This window comes from Paenibacillus sp. J2TS4, from assembly GCF_018403245.1.
In the GTDB taxonomy this organism is placed as follows: domain Bacteria; phylum Bacillota; class Bacilli; order Paenibacillales; family NBRC-103111; genus Paenibacillus_L.
Genome location: NZ_BOSH01000021.1, coordinates 48,101 through 63,912 on the forward strand (window position 1 = coordinate 48,101; position 15,812 = coordinate 63,912).

Consider the following 15,812-nt stretch of genomic DNA (forward strand, 5'->3'; position numbering starts at 1 on the left):
TGTATGAGAAAAGGTGAAGCGTTATGATACCGCGCTATTTAGTCGATATTGATTTATCCAGCTCTCCTGTCAAGCAAGCAGAAATTATTGTCATCGGTGCAGGAATTGCCGGGTTGTTCACGGCCATTCGCGCCGCTGAGACACACAAAGTGTTACTGATTACGAAGAAATCTCTGCTCGAAAGTAATACTCGATATGCCCAGGGAGGAATTGCCGCTGTCATTGCGGATAACGATTCTCCGGCTTATCATAGGCAGGATACGCTCATTGCCGGCGCCGGGTTATGCGACACCGGGGCGGTGGATGTGCTAGTCCATGAAGGTCCCGAAGGAGTCAGGGATCTTATTCACATGGGCACTCAGTTCGATTTGGAGAACGGCCAATTCGCTTTAACGAAGGAAGGAGCTCACAGCAAGCGGAGAATTCTTCATGCCAACGGAGACGCGACAGGTCATGAGATTGTCCGGGCTTTATCGGAAAAGGCTTTGCAGCATTCCAATATCGAAGTATGGGACGACCATTATGTGATCGACTTAATAACGCAGGCTGGGGAATGCTATGGGGCGTGGGTACAGAAGCCCGACGGGAGCAAAATCTATGTTCAAGGCAAAGCGACCATTCTGTGCAGCGGCGGAACAGGACAACTTTATCGCTATACGACCAATCCGGTCATTGCTACTGGGGATGGGGTAGCCATCGCTTACCGAGCCGGAGCGGTTATCCGTGATATGGAGTTCATTCAGTTTCATCCCACCGCTCTTGTCTACCCGGGAGCTCCCCGGTTTCTTATTTCAGAAGCGGTGCGGGGAGAAGGGGCTGTCCTGCGGAACATTCGGGGAGAAAGATTTATGGAGCATTATCATCCGCAGTTGGAACTGGCTCCAAGAGACATTGTCGCTCGCGCTATCGTCAGTGAAATCGAAAAGACGAATTCGACCTTCGTCTTTCTGGACTTTACCCACGAGTCTGCGGAGAAAGTGAAGACGCGCTTCCCGACCATTTATGAATTCTGCCTTAATTATGGGCTGGATCTTTCTTCGGATTGGATTCCGGTTGCTCCGGCCGCTCATTATATGATGGGCGGGGTGAAGACGGATCTGTATGGCGAGACTAACGTGAAAAGGCTGTTTGCCTGCGGAGAGGTGTCGTCGACGGGAGTTCACGGGGCTAATCGGCTGGCCAGTAATTCTTTGTCTGAGGCTATCGTGTTTGGTCGAAGGATTGTAGAGAAAATTAACCAATTGGAACCGTTAACCCGGTTTCCGGAGGTACGCTTTGAGAAATCGGACCGGGAATTGCCGATCCGACCTTTTATAGAAAGAAGATTAAAACTGCAAAAAATCATGCTACGCTATGTCGGATTAACCCGAACAAGCCAGGGCTTGGAAAAAGGCTACGAAGAATTAATGAAGCAGGTTCACATTTTTGACTCCTGCCTGACCAAGAAGGAAGAATACGAATTCGCCAATATGCTTGTCTGTGCTTTGCTGGCAACCAAAGCATCGTTAATCCGGGAAGAAAGCCGGGGCGGTCATTATCGCGAGGACTTCCCGGATAAAGATGATCTGTTGTGGAGAAAGCATATTCTATTCAGCCATTCTGACGGAATTTTGGAGGAGAAAATGACCGATGTTTAATAATAATGAAACTTTTCGCAATTCCTTGCGTCTTTGGTTACAGGAGGATGTGGGCACCGGGGACGTGACCACTTTGTCGACTATTGCTGAAAGCAGCCGCTCAACGGGCATTATTCATGCCAAGGAAGCTGGAATCGTGGCGGGTCTTACCGTTGCTGAAGCTGTCTTTCGGGAAGTCGATCCGGAACTGTCTTTTACGCCGATGACCGAGGAAGGGGCCCGGATCGATAAAGGGACGCTTTTGGCGAAGGTCGAGGGCAGCACCCGCAGCATTTTGACCGGCGAACGGTTGGCGCTTAACTTGCTGCAGCGAATGTCGGGGATTGCTACCCGCACTCGGCAATTTGTCGAAGCATTGGAGGGAACGGCGGTCCGATTGGTCGACACCCGAAAGACTACTCCAGGGCATCGGATGTTGGAAAAATACGCCGTTACCGTAGGAGGAGGCTATAACCATCGTTTTGGGTTATACGATGCGGTAATGATTAAAGATAATCATATTATCGGTGCTGGCGGAATTACGCAAGCGGTCCAAGCAGCCCGCAGTCAGATTCCCCATACAATGAAAATTGAAGTCGAGGTAGAGAATTCAGACCAGCTGGAAGAGGCGCTGCAGGCTCAAGCGGATATCATTCTGCTTGATAATATGACTCCAGCACAGATGGGGCAGGCCGTGCGTACGGTTAAAAGCCGTTTCCCGCATATTGTGGTCGAAGCTTCCGGGTCCGTCACTCTGGATACGGTTAGGGAAATCGCGGAAACCGGGGTTGACGTCATTTCGGTCGGCCGATTGACTTACTCTGTGCAATCGCTCGATATTAGCCTGGACTTAAACGAACGAAAGGGGACGTCTTTATGATTTTGGTTGTAGACGTCGGGAATACGAATATTGTCCTCGGGATTTATGAAGAGAATCAGCTTCTCCATCATTGGCGGGTCAGCACTAATCGGTCGGGCTCCGCGGATGAGTATGGCATGATGGTGTACAATTTTTTCCATTATGTCGGAATTAAAATGGAGGACATTGAAGGAGTCATCATTTCGTCTGTCGTCCCGCCCCTTATGTTCGCACTAGAGCAGCTAAGCTTAAAATATATTAAAAAGACTCCGTTCATAGTCGGACCGGGAATCAAAACGGGTCTGAACATCCGCTATGAGAACCCCCGCGAAGTAGGTGCGGATAGAATCGTTAACGCTGTCGCCGGGATCGAGCTGTACGGCACTCCGTTGATTATAGTTGATTTTGGCACGGCTACGACTTTTTGCTATATCGATGAACAAGCACAATACATAGGAGGGGCGATATCCCCGGGGATTGGGATCTCGACCGAGGCTTTGTATGAGAAAGCGGCGAAGCTTCCGCGAATTGAACTTGTTAAGCCTAAAAGCACCGTCGGCCGCAATCCGGTAACCTCGATGCAGGCCGGTATTATATTTGGTTATGCCAGCCAAGTGGACGGAATTGTCACCCGAATTCGCGAGGAATTCGGTACGAATCCGAAAGTGATTGCAACGGGCGGGTTGGCGGAATTAATCGCATCGGAATCCAAGGCGATTGATGTGGTCGATCCTCTGCTCACGCTTCAGGGACTTCGATTCATTTATGAACGAAATATTTGAAGGTCGACTGGCTGTTGTCTGCGATTCTACAAAACTTGGCAAGCTTCCTTCTTTTTGATCGGATGAGGGAACAAATGAGATACTATATACTCGGCACTACTTTCCTTCGGAACGGAATGATCGCTTTCTTAAGTGCCACTTATATAGCGATATTAATTATGTCAATTATCTTAGAACGTCAAAGTTGGATATAATAACATTACTTTGTAAATATAAAGCGGGTGACCTTATGCAGGACTATTTAATTCGAGCCACTGCGCTCCAAGGCAAGGTGCGGGCCTTTGCAGCCCGCACGAACGGAGTGGTAGACGAGCTCCGCAGGAGACATGGAATGACTCCGACGACTACAGCCGCACTAGGCCGAACCATCACGGCTGGGGTGATGATGGGGGCCATGCTGAAAGGTGAGGAGAAGCTTACTATTCAGGTTAAAGGCGACGGACCGATGGGACAGATCGTCGTAGATGCCAATGCTGCGGGTGAAGTAAGGGGATATGTGGATCATCCGGAAGTAGACCTGCCGCTTAATGAGATAGGTAAGTTGGATGTTGCGGGGGCCGTCGGCCGGGAAGGATTCCTTTATGTCATTAAAGATCTGGGGATGAAAGAGCCGTATCGGGGCAGCACTCCGATTGTATCGGGGGAGCTGGGTGAAGATTTTACGTATTATTTCGCCAAGTCGGAGCAAACGCCCTCCGCCGTTGCCGTAGGTGTTCTAATTGATGTCGACCGCTCAGTCAAAGCATCCGGAGGGTTCATCATCCAATTATTACCGGGTCTGACGGAAGAAGAAATTGATACAATAGAACAAGCTTTGGGCAATCTGCCTCCTATTACGACCTTGATGGATTCCGGTGAATCGTTGGAGCACATTTTAACCTCCGCCGTAGGGGAAATTCAGCTGCTGGAGAGAATGGATATTCATTTTCGCTGCCGCTGCTCCCGGGATCGGGTAGAGAAGACGTTGATCAGCTTGGGCAAGGAAGAGCTGACCGCTATTCTGGAGGAAGAGGGAAAAGCGGAGGTCGTTTGTCATTTTTGCAACGAGGCCTATGCTTTTACGGATGAACAATTGGCTGCTGTGATAGACAAAATCAATTAGATATTGGAGTGGAGAGGAGATGAGGATGAGTAACAATAAACTGCTATGGTCGATCAACTTTGTGTTGGCCGCTATGGTTTTGCTGCTGCTGGCGGTGCTGCTGCTTCGCAACTCTGCCGATTCTCCTCTCCCTAACGACTCTTCTTCATCTAAAGAGGATAGGATTGTGGCTAAAGTTGGGGATCACGGCATTTTACTCAGCACATTAGAAGAGACGCTTTTGGATAAATATGGGTCTGAGCTGCTGAATCAAATGCTGGATCGGACAGCGATTCAACAGGAGGCGGAAGAGATCGGGATTAAGATTTCCGATGAAGAAATGGAATATGAGCTTTCCCGAATGAGTCAGGGCTATGAAAGTCTGGAAGAATATTATCGTACGATGAAGGATCAGCTCGGCCTGTCCCGGGAGGAGCTTCAGCAAGATATTCACTACAAGCTTTTATTGGAAAAAATAGCGACGTTGGACGTCAGTGTGTCGGAAAAGGAAATTGAGGATTTTCTTAAAGATCACGACGAAGAGTTTAGAGATACGGTCTATTTACGCATTTCGCTAATTGTTTCTTCCACTTTGGATCAAGCCAATAAAGTGTATGATTCCGCCCGTAATGGCGCAGATTTCGGTCAATTGGCCAGCGAGAGGTCTCTGGATACGATAACCGCCTCGGACGGAGGCGATTTAGGCTGGCTGGAGGATAACGATCCTTTCGTAGATGCGGGCATAATGAAGCAGGCTAAAGCAATGCAGGTTGGAGAGGTCAGTCAACCGATTAAACTCGATGATGGCTATGCGGTTATCAAACTGACTAATCGAAAAGTGGACTCGATCGGAACGAAGGAACAAATCCATGATGCGGTGAAAAAGAGGCTATCGTTACAGAAAGCCCCTCCCTTGAAGGAGGTCGTCGCATCTATTCGCAAGAAAAGAGGGGCCGTTATCTTCGATACCTCCCTTGCGTCTTAGGCCCAGGCGGATAAAGATGTTGACAATTCCCCTGTTCGATTGGTAAAATCGAGTAAAACCAACTGAGTTAGTCGGGAATGAAACCGGGGAGGATACATTATGGCTAAATTAGTTCAGAGTATTACGGAGTTAATCGGAGATACGCCGCTTGTTCGTTTGAATCGGATTGTTCCGGAGGATTCTGCAGAGATTTATCTGAAGCTGGAATTCCAGAATCCTGGAGCGAGCGTGAAGGACAGAATTGCGATCAGTATGGTGGAAGCCGCAGAGAAGGAAGGCAAGTTGAAGGCCGGAGATACAATCATTGAGCCGACCAGCGGCAACACGGGAATCGGACTGGCTATGGTTGCAGCCGCCAAAGGGTACAAGGCGATTCTGGTTATGCCAGAGACGATGAGTATGGAGCGTAGAAATTTGCTTCGTGCCTATGGAGCCGAGCTCGTCCTGACTCCGGGAGCCGAAGGAATGAAAGGGGCCATTCGCAGGGCGGAGGAATTGCTGGCGGAGAACGATAATTATTTCATGCCCCAGCAATTTAAAAATTTGGCGAACGTCAAAATCCATCGTGAAACGACAGGACCGGAAATTGTAGAAGCTATTCGCGAGCATGACGGAAAGCTGGACGCCTTTGTAGCGGGTATTGGCACGGGAGGAACGATTACCGGGGCCGGAGAAGTGCTTCGAGAGCATTTTCCGGATATTAAAATTTATGCAGTAGAGCCCGCGGCTTCTCCTGTATTGTCTGGAGGCAAGCCTAGTCCGCATAAAATTCAAGGGCTGGGAGCCGGATTTATCCCCGATATTCTGAATACCGATATTTACGATGAAGTGATTACGATCGAAAACGAGGATGCATTCGAAACCGCTCGGACGGTTGCTAAGGAAGAAGGGATACTCGGAGGGATTTCCTCCGGCGCCGCTATTCGTGCCGCATTGCAGGTGGCCAAGAAATTGGGTAAAGGCAAGCGAGTCGTCGCCGTCATTCCAAGTAACGGGGAACGTTACCTGAGCACTCCTCTATATCAATTTGAAGACTAACGTCTTTTCGAGCCCCTAATTGGGGCTCTTCTTTTCTACCTAACGAGGATTGAATAAAGTGGGGAGTCGGGTTGGCCATGGAGACGATAACAACATTGGATCATTGGCTGGAATGGGCTTCTTCCGGCCGTTATTCGCTGCTTCCGTATGTTCGGAAATATGCGCTGCCACCTGGAAGCGAACGGCTCATCTCCTGGGAGCAGGCATGGAAGCACGAAAGTCCGTCTTCTTTCGTATTGGAAAGCGGCAAGGGAGGGAGATACACGTTCCTGGGCCTGTCTCCCAAGTCCATGATTGAAGGGAAGGGCGAAGAAGGAGTTGTAACCGTCTTTGCCAGCGGAGAACGTCAGCGGAGAACGGGCAAGCCATTGGCCTTGATTAAAGAGTGGATGCAGCCTCATCGGGCCCCTGCCGTGTTAGGCGCGCCTAAATTCATCGGGGGCTGTGTCGGCTTCCTCGGTTATGATGTTGCCCGTTCGATCGAGAAGCTCCCTGTCACAGCTTATGATGATCTATCTGTTCCGGATTATGTTATGACGTTATATGATGAGCTATGGATCATGGATCATGAACTCCATGAGCTTTATTGCGCTGTTCATATCAGATTAGAAGATCGTAATGGGTCCACTGCCGACCAGCTTGCAGAGCTCTACGAGCAGGCGGAACGGAAAATCGAGAGCATGAAGTGTCAGTGGGATCGGATTGCTTCCGTCCAGATGGATGAAGAATGGAGGGCGGAACATTCCCGCCGTATTCGGAGGCTTGAGCAGGAATCGCTGCATATAGATGTGGCTTCGATCCAAGGGCTGCGTCCCGCTCTCCAAGAGAACGAATTTATTGAAGCGGTTCGCCGCATTCAAAGCTATATAGCTCAAGGTGACGTATTTCAAGTCAACCTTTCGGTCCGCCAAAGCAAGAAGCTGGAGGCCCGCCCGGAGGCTATCTATGAATGGCTCCGGCTGGTTAACCCGTCCCCCTATATGGGACTGCTCCGTTACCCCGGATTTCAGCTTGTTTCCGGATCGCCGGAGCTGCTGGTTCAACTCGAGGCTAACCAGGTCCGTACCCGCCCTATCGCCGGGACAAGGCCTCGCGGGATGGATCAACAGGAGGATTTGCGGCTAGCAGACGAATTAATTCATAATGACAAAGAACGGGCCGAGCATGTGATGCTGGTTGATTTGCTTCGTAATGATTTAGGGCGGATTTCCAGCTATGGATCGGTGCGGGTGGATGACTTCATGGTAGTAGAAACCTATTCGCACGTTATGCATATCGTTTCTGAAGTGAAGGGGGAGCTCGCTCAAGGCAAAGATGTATACGATGTTATTGCCGCCGTCTTTCCCGGAGGGACTATTACAGGAGCACCCAAAATCAGAACTATGGAAATTATTGAGGGGTTGGAACCGGTTAGAAGAGGTCCCTATACCGGGTCGATCGGGTGGATTGACTACACCGGAAATATGGAATTAAATATAGTTATCCGAACGCTGCTTGTAACGGATGGAGTCGGCCATGTCCAAGCCGGAGCGGGAATAGTGATCGATTCTGCGGCGGACAGAGAATATATTGAATCGCTTAACAAAGCGAAGGCTTTATGGAAATCGATCGAGCTAAGCGAACAGTGTGAGTGGGATGCCGCAAGAGCTGCAGGCGCCGAACACAAGGGGGACTAGGAATGATTTTGGTCATTGATAATTATGATTCCTTTACATATAACTTGGTGCAATATTTAGGAGAAATAGGGGAAGAGCTCCAGGTGAAGCGCAACGACGAAATCGATCTGGACGGAATCGCTTCGCTTAATCCCGACCAGTTGCTCATCTCTCCCGGACCGTGCACTCCCAATGAGGCGGGGATCAGCTTGGCGCTGATTGATCGATTTAAGGGAGAAATCCCGATATTAGGTGTCTGTCTTGGACATCAGGCTATTGGACAGGCTTTCGGGGCCGAGGTGGTGAAGGCGGACAGGCTGATGCATGGCAAAACGTCCCCTGTCCTTCATGACGGTCAAACGATCTTCCGAGGAATCCCCAGTCCGTTTACCGCTACTCGTTATCACTCTTTAATCGTAAAGCGCGATACACTCCCCGATACTCTCGGGATTAGTGCGGAGACTAAGGAAGGTGAAATTATGGGCCTTCGCCATAAGCAATATCCAATTGAGGGAGTCCAATTTCATCCTGAATCCATCATTACCGATCATGGTCTGCAATTGCTGCGCAATTTCGTGGAAACCTATAGGTAGTACTGTCAGCTTATCCCCTTAATAGTTAGGGAGTGGAAGCAGAATAATTATATGTTTTTAGGCCACGCTGAGTATATTCTTTCGGACCTCGGGAGCAGGAACGTAAGACGGCTAAAGAACGGATATATTGAGGGCATAACGCGGATGGGAGCGCGCCATGATAATTTATATAAACGGTCAATGGACTGAACATCAACAAGCCGTGGTCTCCGTATATGATCACGGTTTTCTTTACGGGATGGGCTTATTCGAAACGTTCCGCACGTACGGGGGCAAACCCTTTCTATTGGAAGAGCATCTGGCCAGATTGGAAAAAGACTGCAGAGCGCTAGACATTCGCTATAGTCCCGATAGCTCTACCATTGCTGCAATTATTGATTCGCTGCTGGACAAAAATCAACTGAGCGAGGCTTACATCCGGTTATCCGTATCTGCAGGAATCGGGGAGATTGGTCTGCCTGCGGAGGGGTATGAGACCCCGACAGTGATTGTTTATGGCAAGCCCCTTCCTCCTCGGCCTGACAAATGGGAGAAGACGGCCCGTCCGCTGCAGCGGTTAAAGCTGAGTCGGAACAGCCCGGAAGCCGGCTGGAGAATGAAGTCTTTCCATTATATGAATAATATTCTCGCCAAAAGAGAGCTAAAGCAATATCCTTGGATCTCCGGAACCGGGGCAGAAGGATTGCTTTTAAATGAGAAGGGATACTTGGCGGAAGGAATGGTCAGTAATCTTTTCTTTGTGGCGGATGGCATTTGTTATACTCCTGCGCTGGATACAGGGATTTTACCGGGGATCACCCGAGATTTCGTCATTCGTTTATGTGAGGCCAGATCGGTCCCTGTATGTGTAGGCCATTTCGATTGGGATCATTTACTTGCGGCAGAAGAAGTGTTCGTTACGAATTCAGTTCAAGAAATCATTCCGATCAATGCTTTGTATGACCTCGGCGGGCATAGGCGACAAGTTGGGAGCGGCGAGCCAGGTTCATTGACGAGAACGCTGTATGAGGATTATCAGCGATATTGCAGTCTATAATATCCATCATACTTTGTAACGAAATTCATAAGGGAAAGGAGAGAGATAAGGATGAACGAAAATGAAAAAACGGTGGTGGACCAGACGGATTTTCCTCGTGGTTCAGTTAATAACGGTCGGCTCGAAGGTCAGACTGTAGCCTCCGGAACTGTCCTTCAGTGTCGGGATAAATCATTAACTCTCGGCTCGAGAACTTTAATTATGGGCATCCTGAATGTTACTCCGGATTCTTTCTCTGATGGCGGACGCTATTCTACGGTGGATGCTGCTGTGGAGCATGCCCAAAGAATGGCCGAGGAAGGTGCGGATATAATAGATATCGGAGGAGAGTCCACACGTCCAGGGGCGGAGACATTAACTCTGGATGAGGAGCTTCACAGAGTGATACCTATGGTAGAAGCAGTTCGGAGGGCTATCGATTTGCCCATTTCTGTAGATACGTATAAAGCAGAGGTGGCCAGGCAATCCCTTGAAGCAGGAGCCCATATTATTAATGACGTATGGGGCTGCCAAGCTGATCCCGAGATGGCTTATGTAGCGGCTCTTTACGATTGCCCCCTTATTCTGATGCATAACCGCAAAGATAAAAATTATAATCATTTTATGGACGATCTATTGGACGATATGAAGCAAACCATTCGCCTGGCTAAAGAGGCTGGCGTGCGGGATGATCAAATTATATTGGATCCTGGTATTGGATTTGCCAAAGATTATGAACATAATCTGATCGCTATGAAATACCTGGCAGATTTGAACAAGCTGGGTTACCCGGTCCTGTTGGGAACATCTCGCAAGACTTTCATCCGTACCACCCTGGGGCTTCCTGCTGATCAAGTCATTGAAGGAACGGCCGCAACGGTCGTATGGGGGATTGCTCAGGGAGTCGATATAGTCCGTGTCCATGATGTTAAAGAAATCAAGAGGACGGTCAAGATGGCAGATGCCATTATTCGTTCCTCGTTGAAAAGGGAAGGAGAGAAGAAAGATGGATAAAATGATTCTGTCTCGCATGGAGTTCTATGGCTACCATGGCGTCTTTCCGGAGGAGAATAAGCTGGGCCAAAGATTTTATGTGGACGTGGAGCTTTATTTGCCTCTCAAGCAAGCTGGTGTCTCTGATCATTTGGAAGATACGGTTAACTATGCGGAAGTGTACGAAAAGGTTAAAGAGCTGGTGGAAGGGCGGCCATTCCAATTAATAGAAGCTTTGGCCGAAACCATTGCATCTCGGTTGCTGCAAACTTATACTATTATAGAAGAAATTACGGTTAGGGTTATAAAGTCTCATCCTCCGTTCAATATCATTTTTGAAGGGGTCACCGTGGAAATACACAGAAAGCGGGACTGAATAATGGAAGCTGAACAAGTTAACAATACGGCCTATATTGCATTAGGCTCTAATTTGGGAGTCCGTGAACAATATTTGCAAGAAGCATTGCGGAAGCTGAACCAACATCCGTTCATTCAGGTGGTCCGGCATTCGAATGTTTATGAAACGGAGCCGGTAGGGTATGAAGAGCAGGGAGCTTTTTTAAATATGGCGGCAAAGTTGAGCACCCGGCTTCATCCTCAGATTTTGTTGGAGGAGCTCTTGCAGGTGGAGGCCTCTTTGGGTAGAGTACGAGAAATCCGCAACGGCCCGCGAACCATTGATCTGGATCTTCTTCTGTATGATGATACGACGATTCATACCGAGTCGCTGACACTTCCCCATCCGCGGATGCATGAACGGGCCTTTGTACTTGTCCCTTTAATGGAAATCGTGGAAGACAGCTTCCCTGGATTCTCCCGACTTGCAGAATGGACGGCGTCGTTGAATGGAAAGGAAGGGGTACAACTGTGGAAACAAACGAATTGGCTGCTCGAATCCGGGCGTTTCGCAAATTAAAAGGGGTTACGCAGATAGAATTAGCGGAATTGTTGGGAATTTCCGTGTCTATCGTCGGCTCCATCGAACGGGGAACACGCAAAGCAGATGCTCGGACCATTAATCGAATCGCGGAAGTGTTGGGTGTAGAGCCGGAGGACCTATTGCCTTCGACGCTCGTAGAAAGGAGTTAGGATTATGTTAAAAATCGGTGACGTAGTCGCTAAAAATAAAGTCGTGCTTGCTCCGATGGCAGGGGTATGCAATCCGGCGTTCCGTTTAATCGCCAAAGAGTTCGGCTGTGGATTAGTCTGTGCCGAGATGGTAAGCGATAAAGCGATTGTTCATGGTAATGAGCGGACGATGCAGATGCTTTATGTGGATGAGCGGGAGAAGCCGCTTAGCCTGCAAATATTCGGAGGGGATACGGAGACATTGGTTCAAGCCGCGCAGGTGGTCGATCGGTATACCAATGCCGATATTATTGATATCAATATGGGCTGTCCCGTTCCGAAAATTACCAAATGCGATGCCGGGGCCAGATGGCTGTTGGATCCATCGCGAATTGAAGAGATGATCTCGACCGTCGTCAAAGCGGTATCGAAGCCGGTAACCGTCAAGATGAGAATTGGTTGGGATGAAGACCATATTTATGCGGTGCAGAATGCCAAGGCGGTAGAAAACGGTGGAGGCCAGGCGGTATCTGTACACGGACGAACCAGAGTGCAGATGTATACCGGGCATGCGAATTGGGATATCATTAAAGAGGTGAAAGAGTCCGTTTCCATTCCAGTTATCGGCAATGGAGACGTATTTGCGCCAGAAGATGCGAGAAGAATGCTCGATCATACCGGCTGTGACGGAGTAATGATCGGCAGGGGCGCGCTGGGCAATCCGTTTATGCTTTACAGGACCGTTAAGTATCTTACGGATGGAGTACTGCTTCCAGATCCCACTCCCCGGGAAAAAATACGCATCGCCATTGTTCACCTCGATCGGTTGGTCGCCCTCAAAGGCGAAGCGGTAGCCGTTAAAGAAATGCGCAAGCATATGGCGTGGTATTTAAAGGGGATATCCGGAGCTGCTCGTGTTAAAGATGTCATCATGGAATTGACAGATCGAAGCACGCTGGTCGAGGTGTTGGAGCAATTCGTGTCGCAATTTGAAGATGACGGACCTTTCAAGGCCACTCCAGCTGGAGCTTTGGCGCATTAATTGCGATTATGCTGGAGCCATTCCTTGGAATTCCCTTCGATTGACATTTGTATAGCCTTGCAATATAATCAGTCAATAACGAAATTAACAAAGTGAAAATATCAGTCATCTTGATCGATGTTAGCAATATATTATTAATGGGATGAGGACATTCCAGACAACGGGTCATCGATTCGAATGGTGGGTCATTTCAGCGCTTTGGCAATACCAAGTTGTATCATTGTATCTATTTGTTTGTGGCAGGCAAGACCGGTCGTATGACAATTTTCACATGACAGGAGATATATAAGAATGAGTGAAAAAGAAGTAATTCTTACCCAGGAAGGCTTAAAGAGACTGGAAGAAGAACTGGAGAATCTTAAATCGGTCAAACGCCGCGAGGTGGCGGAGCGGATCAAAATCGCTATCGGTTACGGGGATATTAGTGAGAACTCTGAGTATGAGGACGCCAAGAATGAACAAGCATTTATAGAAGGTAGAATTATTACTCTCGAGAAAATGCTGCGCAATGCCCGTATCATTAACAACGATGAAGTGGATACCGATATAGTAAGCATTGGTTCCATCGTTACTTTGAAGGACATCGAGTTCAACGATACATTCGAATATACGATCGTCGGAACAGCTGAATCCGATCCTTCGCAAAATAAAATATCCAACGAAAGTCCAGTAGGTAAAGCGATCCTTGGTAAACAGAAGGGTGCTACCGTCGATGTCAACGTTCCCGCGGGCATCATTCAATATCAGATTATTGATATTAAAAAATAAGCGTTTGCATCAGCCGCTGTGGATGAAAAGCTTCCTAAGGAAGCTTTTTTCATTGGGGGACGAGGGCGCGCGCTGTATCGGCGTTAGGCGAGAAATAGCGATAGATCAAGGGTGCGGGTGCCTAGACCGAATGTTATCTAACAAACCATAATATTTTTGGCGCTGCACGGCCATACGGACGGCGAAATGCGGTACTATGGAACAAAGAAAGAGGAGATGAAACGATGAGTCAGGAACTGGAGTTGAATGAATTATTAACGATTCGCCGGAACAAGCTGGACGAGCTTCGCGAATTGGGCGTGGATCCGTTCGGGCATAAGTATGAAAGATCTCATACGGCCGATAATATTCTAAAGACCTATGAGGAGTACACCAAAGAACAGTTAGCGGAGATGAACGTCGAGGTCAGTATTGCCGGACGCATTATGCAGAAGAGAGGAATGGGGAAGGCCTCATTCGCGCACATTCAGGACTTAACCGGCAAGATTCAAATTTATGTCCGTAAAGATACGGTAGATGAAGTGGAGTACACGGCCTTTGACATTCTGGATATCGGGGATATCGTTGGAGTGGTCGGAACGGTATTTAAAACCCAGACAGGAGAGACGTCGGTTAAAGCGAAATCGGTAAAGGTTCTCTCCAAATCGCTATACCCTCTTCCCGATAAATTCCATGGATTGAAGGACGTCGAGCTTCGTTATCGCCAACGTTATGTCGATTTGATAATGAGCGAGGAAGTTAAAGAAACTTTCATGCTTCGCTCTAAAATCATCCAGTCGATGCGCCGTTATTTAGACTCCCAAGGGTACCTTGAGGTGGAAACTCCGACCCTGCATACTATCCCGGGAGGTGCTGCCGCCCGTCCATTCATTACGCATCATAATGCACTGGATATGGAGCTCTATATGAGAATTGCTATTGAGCTGCATCTCAAACGGCTTATTGTAGGCGGACTGGAAAAGGTGTACGAGATCGGGCGAGTATATCGGAATGAGGGAATATCTACCAGACATAACCCGGAATTTACAATGATTGAGCTATATGAAGCGTATGCTGATTATGAAGATATAATGCGTTTGACGGAACAGCTCATCGCTCATATTGCTCAGGAAGTGCTGGGAACGACAACGATTAATTATCAGGGACATGAAGTGAACCTGGCTCCTTCATGGAGACGTATTTCCATGGTGGATGCAATTAAGGAAGTGGTTGGCGTAGATTTCAGCCAACATCTGTCTGATGAAGAGGCTCTGGCTTTGGCGAAGGAACATAAAGTTCCTGTGGAGCCAGGTATGACCTTCGGTCATATTGTGAATCAGTTCTTCGAGACGTTCGTTGAGGAAACTTTAATCCAGCCTACTTTCATTACGGGTCATCCGGTAGCTATTTCCCCACTGGCCAAGAAGAGCGAAGCCGACCCGCGCTTTACGGATCGATTCGAGTTGTTTATCGTTGCCCGGGAGCATGCCAATGCTTTCACTGAACTCAATGATCCGATCGATCAGCGGGAACGGTTTGAGGCACAGCTTCAAGAACGGGAGCTGGGCAATGACGAGGCTCATATGATGGATGAAGATTTCATTCATGCCCTGGAGTACGGAATGCCTCCTACGGGCGGGCTTGGAATTGGCGTAGACCGCTTGGTCATGTTTTTGACGAATGCCCCTTCGATTCGGGATGTTCTGTTATTCCCTCATATGCGGGATAAGCACTAGCCAATACAACGCTCCAACTAGACCCCTTAGTATTAATAGGCCCACCAGAAACTGAAGCTAACTTCTGGCGGGCCTATTTTCGTTCTTCCTTTGATCGTTCTTTTCGAGAAAGGACGAATAACGATAAGAATAGGCTGATTTATGCATGCTCGTTTGTGGGTGGGATGGTTTCATTAACGGTATTGACCCTAGAGTGGAAAACACGGTAAATTATACTGTTGCTTTTTAGGGGGAAGATGTGTTAAATTATTTCTTGTCGCTTTAACCGAGACTAATCCTTTCAAGGATCAAAAAGGTAACTTCCCTTTAGAATTGGAAAAAGCTGACCGCTTGTCAAAGCTTAGATAGCGTGGTATAATATAAAAGTCGCGCTTTAAGAGGTGCGGCAGGCTAGACAAGCTATTTTGTAGTGAGCTTTTTGATGCAACATCAAGCAGCATTGCCCTTTGAAAACTGAACAACGAGTGAATGAATGAAGCCAGTGCGAAGCGGTCTTCGGATCGTGAGCAGAACCGTTAATGAATGAACGAATGAGCTAATCGCTCTTCAATAAATGAGCTTCCGTGACGGGACTTAGGTCATTGTCATGGGGAACTTTTACG

General features: G+C 48.3%; 16 protein-coding genes. All 16 read left to right on the forward strand.

Features of this window, described 5'->3' with window-relative positions; genetic code table 11:
* Positions 1-23 precede the first annotated feature (23 nt).
* Positions 24-1,637 (forward strand): L-aspartate oxidase, encoded by a 1,614-nt coding sequence (gene nadB / locus KJS69_RS27480; RefSeq protein ID WP_213587155.1) that lies wholly within the window; start codon positions 24-26, stop codon positions 1,635-1,637.
* Positions 1,630-2,496, forward strand: coding sequence for a carboxylating nicotinate-nucleotide diphosphorylase (gene nadC / locus KJS69_RS27485; protein ID WP_213587156.1), 867 nt, complete (start codon positions 1,630-1,632; stop codon positions 2,494-2,496). Before nadB ends, nadC begins: the two co-directional genes overlap by 8 nt.
* Positions 2,493-3,257, forward strand: coding sequence for a type III pantothenate kinase (locus KJS69_RS27490; RefSeq protein ID WP_213587157.1), 765 nt, complete (start codon positions 2,493-2,495; stop codon positions 3,255-3,257). Before nadC ends, KJS69_RS27490 begins: the two co-directional genes overlap by 4 nt.
* A 229-nt stretch (positions 3,258-3,486) precedes the next feature.
* Positions 3,487-4,359, forward strand: coding sequence for an Hsp33 family molecular chaperone HslO (gene hslO, locus KJS69_RS27495; protein WP_213587158.1), 873 nt, complete (start codon positions 3,487-3,489; stop codon positions 4,357-4,359).
* Between the two features lie 25 nt (positions 4,360-4,384).
* Positions 4,385-5,323, forward strand: coding sequence for a peptidylprolyl isomerase (locus KJS69_RS27500; protein WP_213587159.1), 939 nt, complete (start codon positions 4,385-4,387; stop codon positions 5,321-5,323).
* Between the two features lie 99 nt (positions 5,324-5,422).
* Positions 5,423-6,361: a cysteine synthase A gene (gene cysK / locus KJS69_RS27505; RefSeq protein ID WP_213587160.1), complete on the forward strand. Its 939-nt coding sequence runs from the start codon at positions 5,423-5,425 to the stop codon at positions 6,359-6,361.
* A gap of 77 nt (positions 6,362-6,438) precedes the next feature.
* Complete coding sequence (locus tag KJS69_RS27510) at positions 6,439-8,037, forward strand: anthranilate synthase component I family protein (RefSeq protein ID WP_213587161.1); 1,599 nt, start codon at positions 6,439-6,441, stop codon at positions 8,035-8,037.
* 2 nt (positions 8,038-8,039) lie between these two features.
* The gene (gene pabA / locus KJS69_RS27515) at positions 8,040-8,609 is read left to right on the forward strand and encodes an aminodeoxychorismate/anthranilate synthase component II (RefSeq protein ID WP_213587162.1); all 570 of its coding nucleotides are present in this window, start codon (positions 8,040-8,042) and stop codon (positions 8,607-8,609) included.
* Positions 8,610-8,766: 157 nt separating this feature from the next.
* On the forward strand, positions 8,767-9,645 hold the full coding sequence (gene pabC / locus KJS69_RS27520; protein ID WP_213587164.1) for an aminodeoxychorismate lyase: 879 nt from the start codon (positions 8,767-8,769) through the stop codon (positions 9,643-9,645).
* A gap of 51 nt (positions 9,646-9,696) precedes the next feature.
* Positions 9,697-10,638, forward strand: a complete 942-nt coding sequence (folP, locus tag KJS69_RS27525; RefSeq protein WP_213587166.1) for a dihydropteroate synthase — start codon at positions 9,697-9,699, stop codon at positions 10,636-10,638.
* Positions 10,631-10,993, forward strand: a complete 363-nt coding sequence (folB, locus tag KJS69_RS27530) for a dihydroneopterin aldolase (protein WP_213587168.1) — start codon at positions 10,631-10,633, stop codon at positions 10,991-10,993. The genes folP and folB overlap by 8 nt, the downstream gene beginning before the upstream one ends.
* Before the next feature lie 3 nt (positions 10,994-10,996).
* On the forward strand, positions 10,997-11,533 hold the full coding sequence (gene folK, locus KJS69_RS27535) for a 2-amino-4-hydroxy-6-hydroxymethyldihydropteridine diphosphokinase (RefSeq protein WP_213587170.1): 537 nt from the start codon (positions 10,997-10,999) through the stop codon (positions 11,531-11,533).
* Positions 11,485-11,706 (forward strand): helix-turn-helix domain-containing protein, encoded by a 222-nt coding sequence (locus KJS69_RS27540; protein ID WP_213587172.1) that lies wholly within the window; start codon positions 11,485-11,487, stop codon positions 11,704-11,706. Before folK ends, KJS69_RS27540 begins: the two co-directional genes overlap by 49 nt.
* Positions 11,707-11,710: 4 nt before the next feature.
* Positions 11,711-12,727, forward strand: a complete 1,017-nt coding sequence (gene dusB, locus KJS69_RS27545; protein ID WP_213587174.1) for a tRNA dihydrouridine synthase DusB — start codon at positions 11,711-11,713, stop codon at positions 12,725-12,727.
* 291 nt (positions 12,728-13,018) lie between these two features.
* Positions 13,019-13,495 carry a transcription elongation factor GreA gene (gene greA, locus KJS69_RS27550; protein ID WP_213587176.1) on the forward strand — a complete coding sequence of 159 codons (477 nt, stop codon included), beginning with the start codon at positions 13,019-13,021 and terminating at the stop codon, positions 13,493-13,495.
* A gap of 224 nt (positions 13,496-13,719) precedes the next feature.
* Positions 13,720-15,210 (forward strand): lysine--tRNA ligase, encoded by a 1,491-nt coding sequence (lysS, locus tag KJS69_RS27555; RefSeq protein ID WP_213587178.1) that lies wholly within the window; start codon positions 13,720-13,722, stop codon positions 15,208-15,210.
* The last annotated feature ends 602 nt before the right edge of the window (positions 15,211-15,812 follow it).

Bases quoted from the DNA above. Each gene is read 5' to 3' on its own strand.
- nadC (WP_213587156.1), top strand. From the start codon at position 1,630: ATGTTTAATAATAATGAAACTTTTCGCAATTCCTTGCGTCTTTGGTTA.
- dusB (WP_213587174.1), top strand. From the start codon at position 11,711: ATGTTAAAAATCGGTGACGTAGTCGCTAAAAATAAAGTCGTGCTTGCT.
- KJS69_RS27510 (WP_213587161.1), top strand. From the start codon at position 6,439: ATGGAGACGATAACAACATTGGATCATTGGCTGGAATGGGCTTCTTCC.
- folK (WP_213587170.1), top strand. From the start codon at position 10,997: ATGGAAGCTGAACAAGTTAACAATACGGCCTATATTGCATTAGGCTCT.
- KJS69_RS27490 (WP_213587157.1), top strand. From the start codon at position 2,493: ATGATTTTGGTTGTAGACGTCGGGAATACGAATATTGTCCTCGGGATT.
- hslO (WP_213587158.1), top strand. From the start codon at position 3,487: ATGCAGGACTATTTAATTCGAGCCACTGCGCTCCAAGGCAAGGTGCGG.
- nadB (WP_213587155.1), top strand. From the start codon at position 24: ATGATACCGCGCTATTTAGTCGATATTGATTTATCCAGCTCTCCTGTC.
- pabC (WP_213587164.1), top strand. From the start codon at position 8,767: ATGATAATTTATATAAACGGTCAATGGACTGAACATCAACAAGCCGTG.
- greA (WP_213587176.1), top strand. From the start codon at position 13,019: ATGAGTGAAAAAGAAGTAATTCTTACCCAGGAAGGCTTAAAGAGACTG.
- folB (WP_213587168.1), top strand. From the start codon at position 10,631: ATGGATAAAATGATTCTGTCTCGCATGGAGTTCTATGGCTACCATGGC.
- folP (WP_213587166.1), top strand. From the start codon at position 9,697: ATGAACGAAAATGAAAAAACGGTGGTGGACCAGACGGATTTTCCTCGT.
- KJS69_RS27500 (WP_213587159.1), top strand. From the start codon at position 4,385: ATGAGTAACAATAAACTGCTATGGTCGATCAACTTTGTGTTGGCCGCT.
- cysK (WP_213587160.1), top strand. From the start codon at position 5,423: ATGGCTAAATTAGTTCAGAGTATTACGGAGTTAATCGGAGATACGCCG.
- pabA (WP_213587162.1), top strand. From the start codon at position 8,040: ATGATTTTGGTCATTGATAATTATGATTCCTTTACATATAACTTGGTG.
- lysS (WP_213587178.1), top strand. From the start codon at position 13,720: ATGAGTCAGGAACTGGAGTTGAATGAATTATTAACGATTCGCCGGAAC.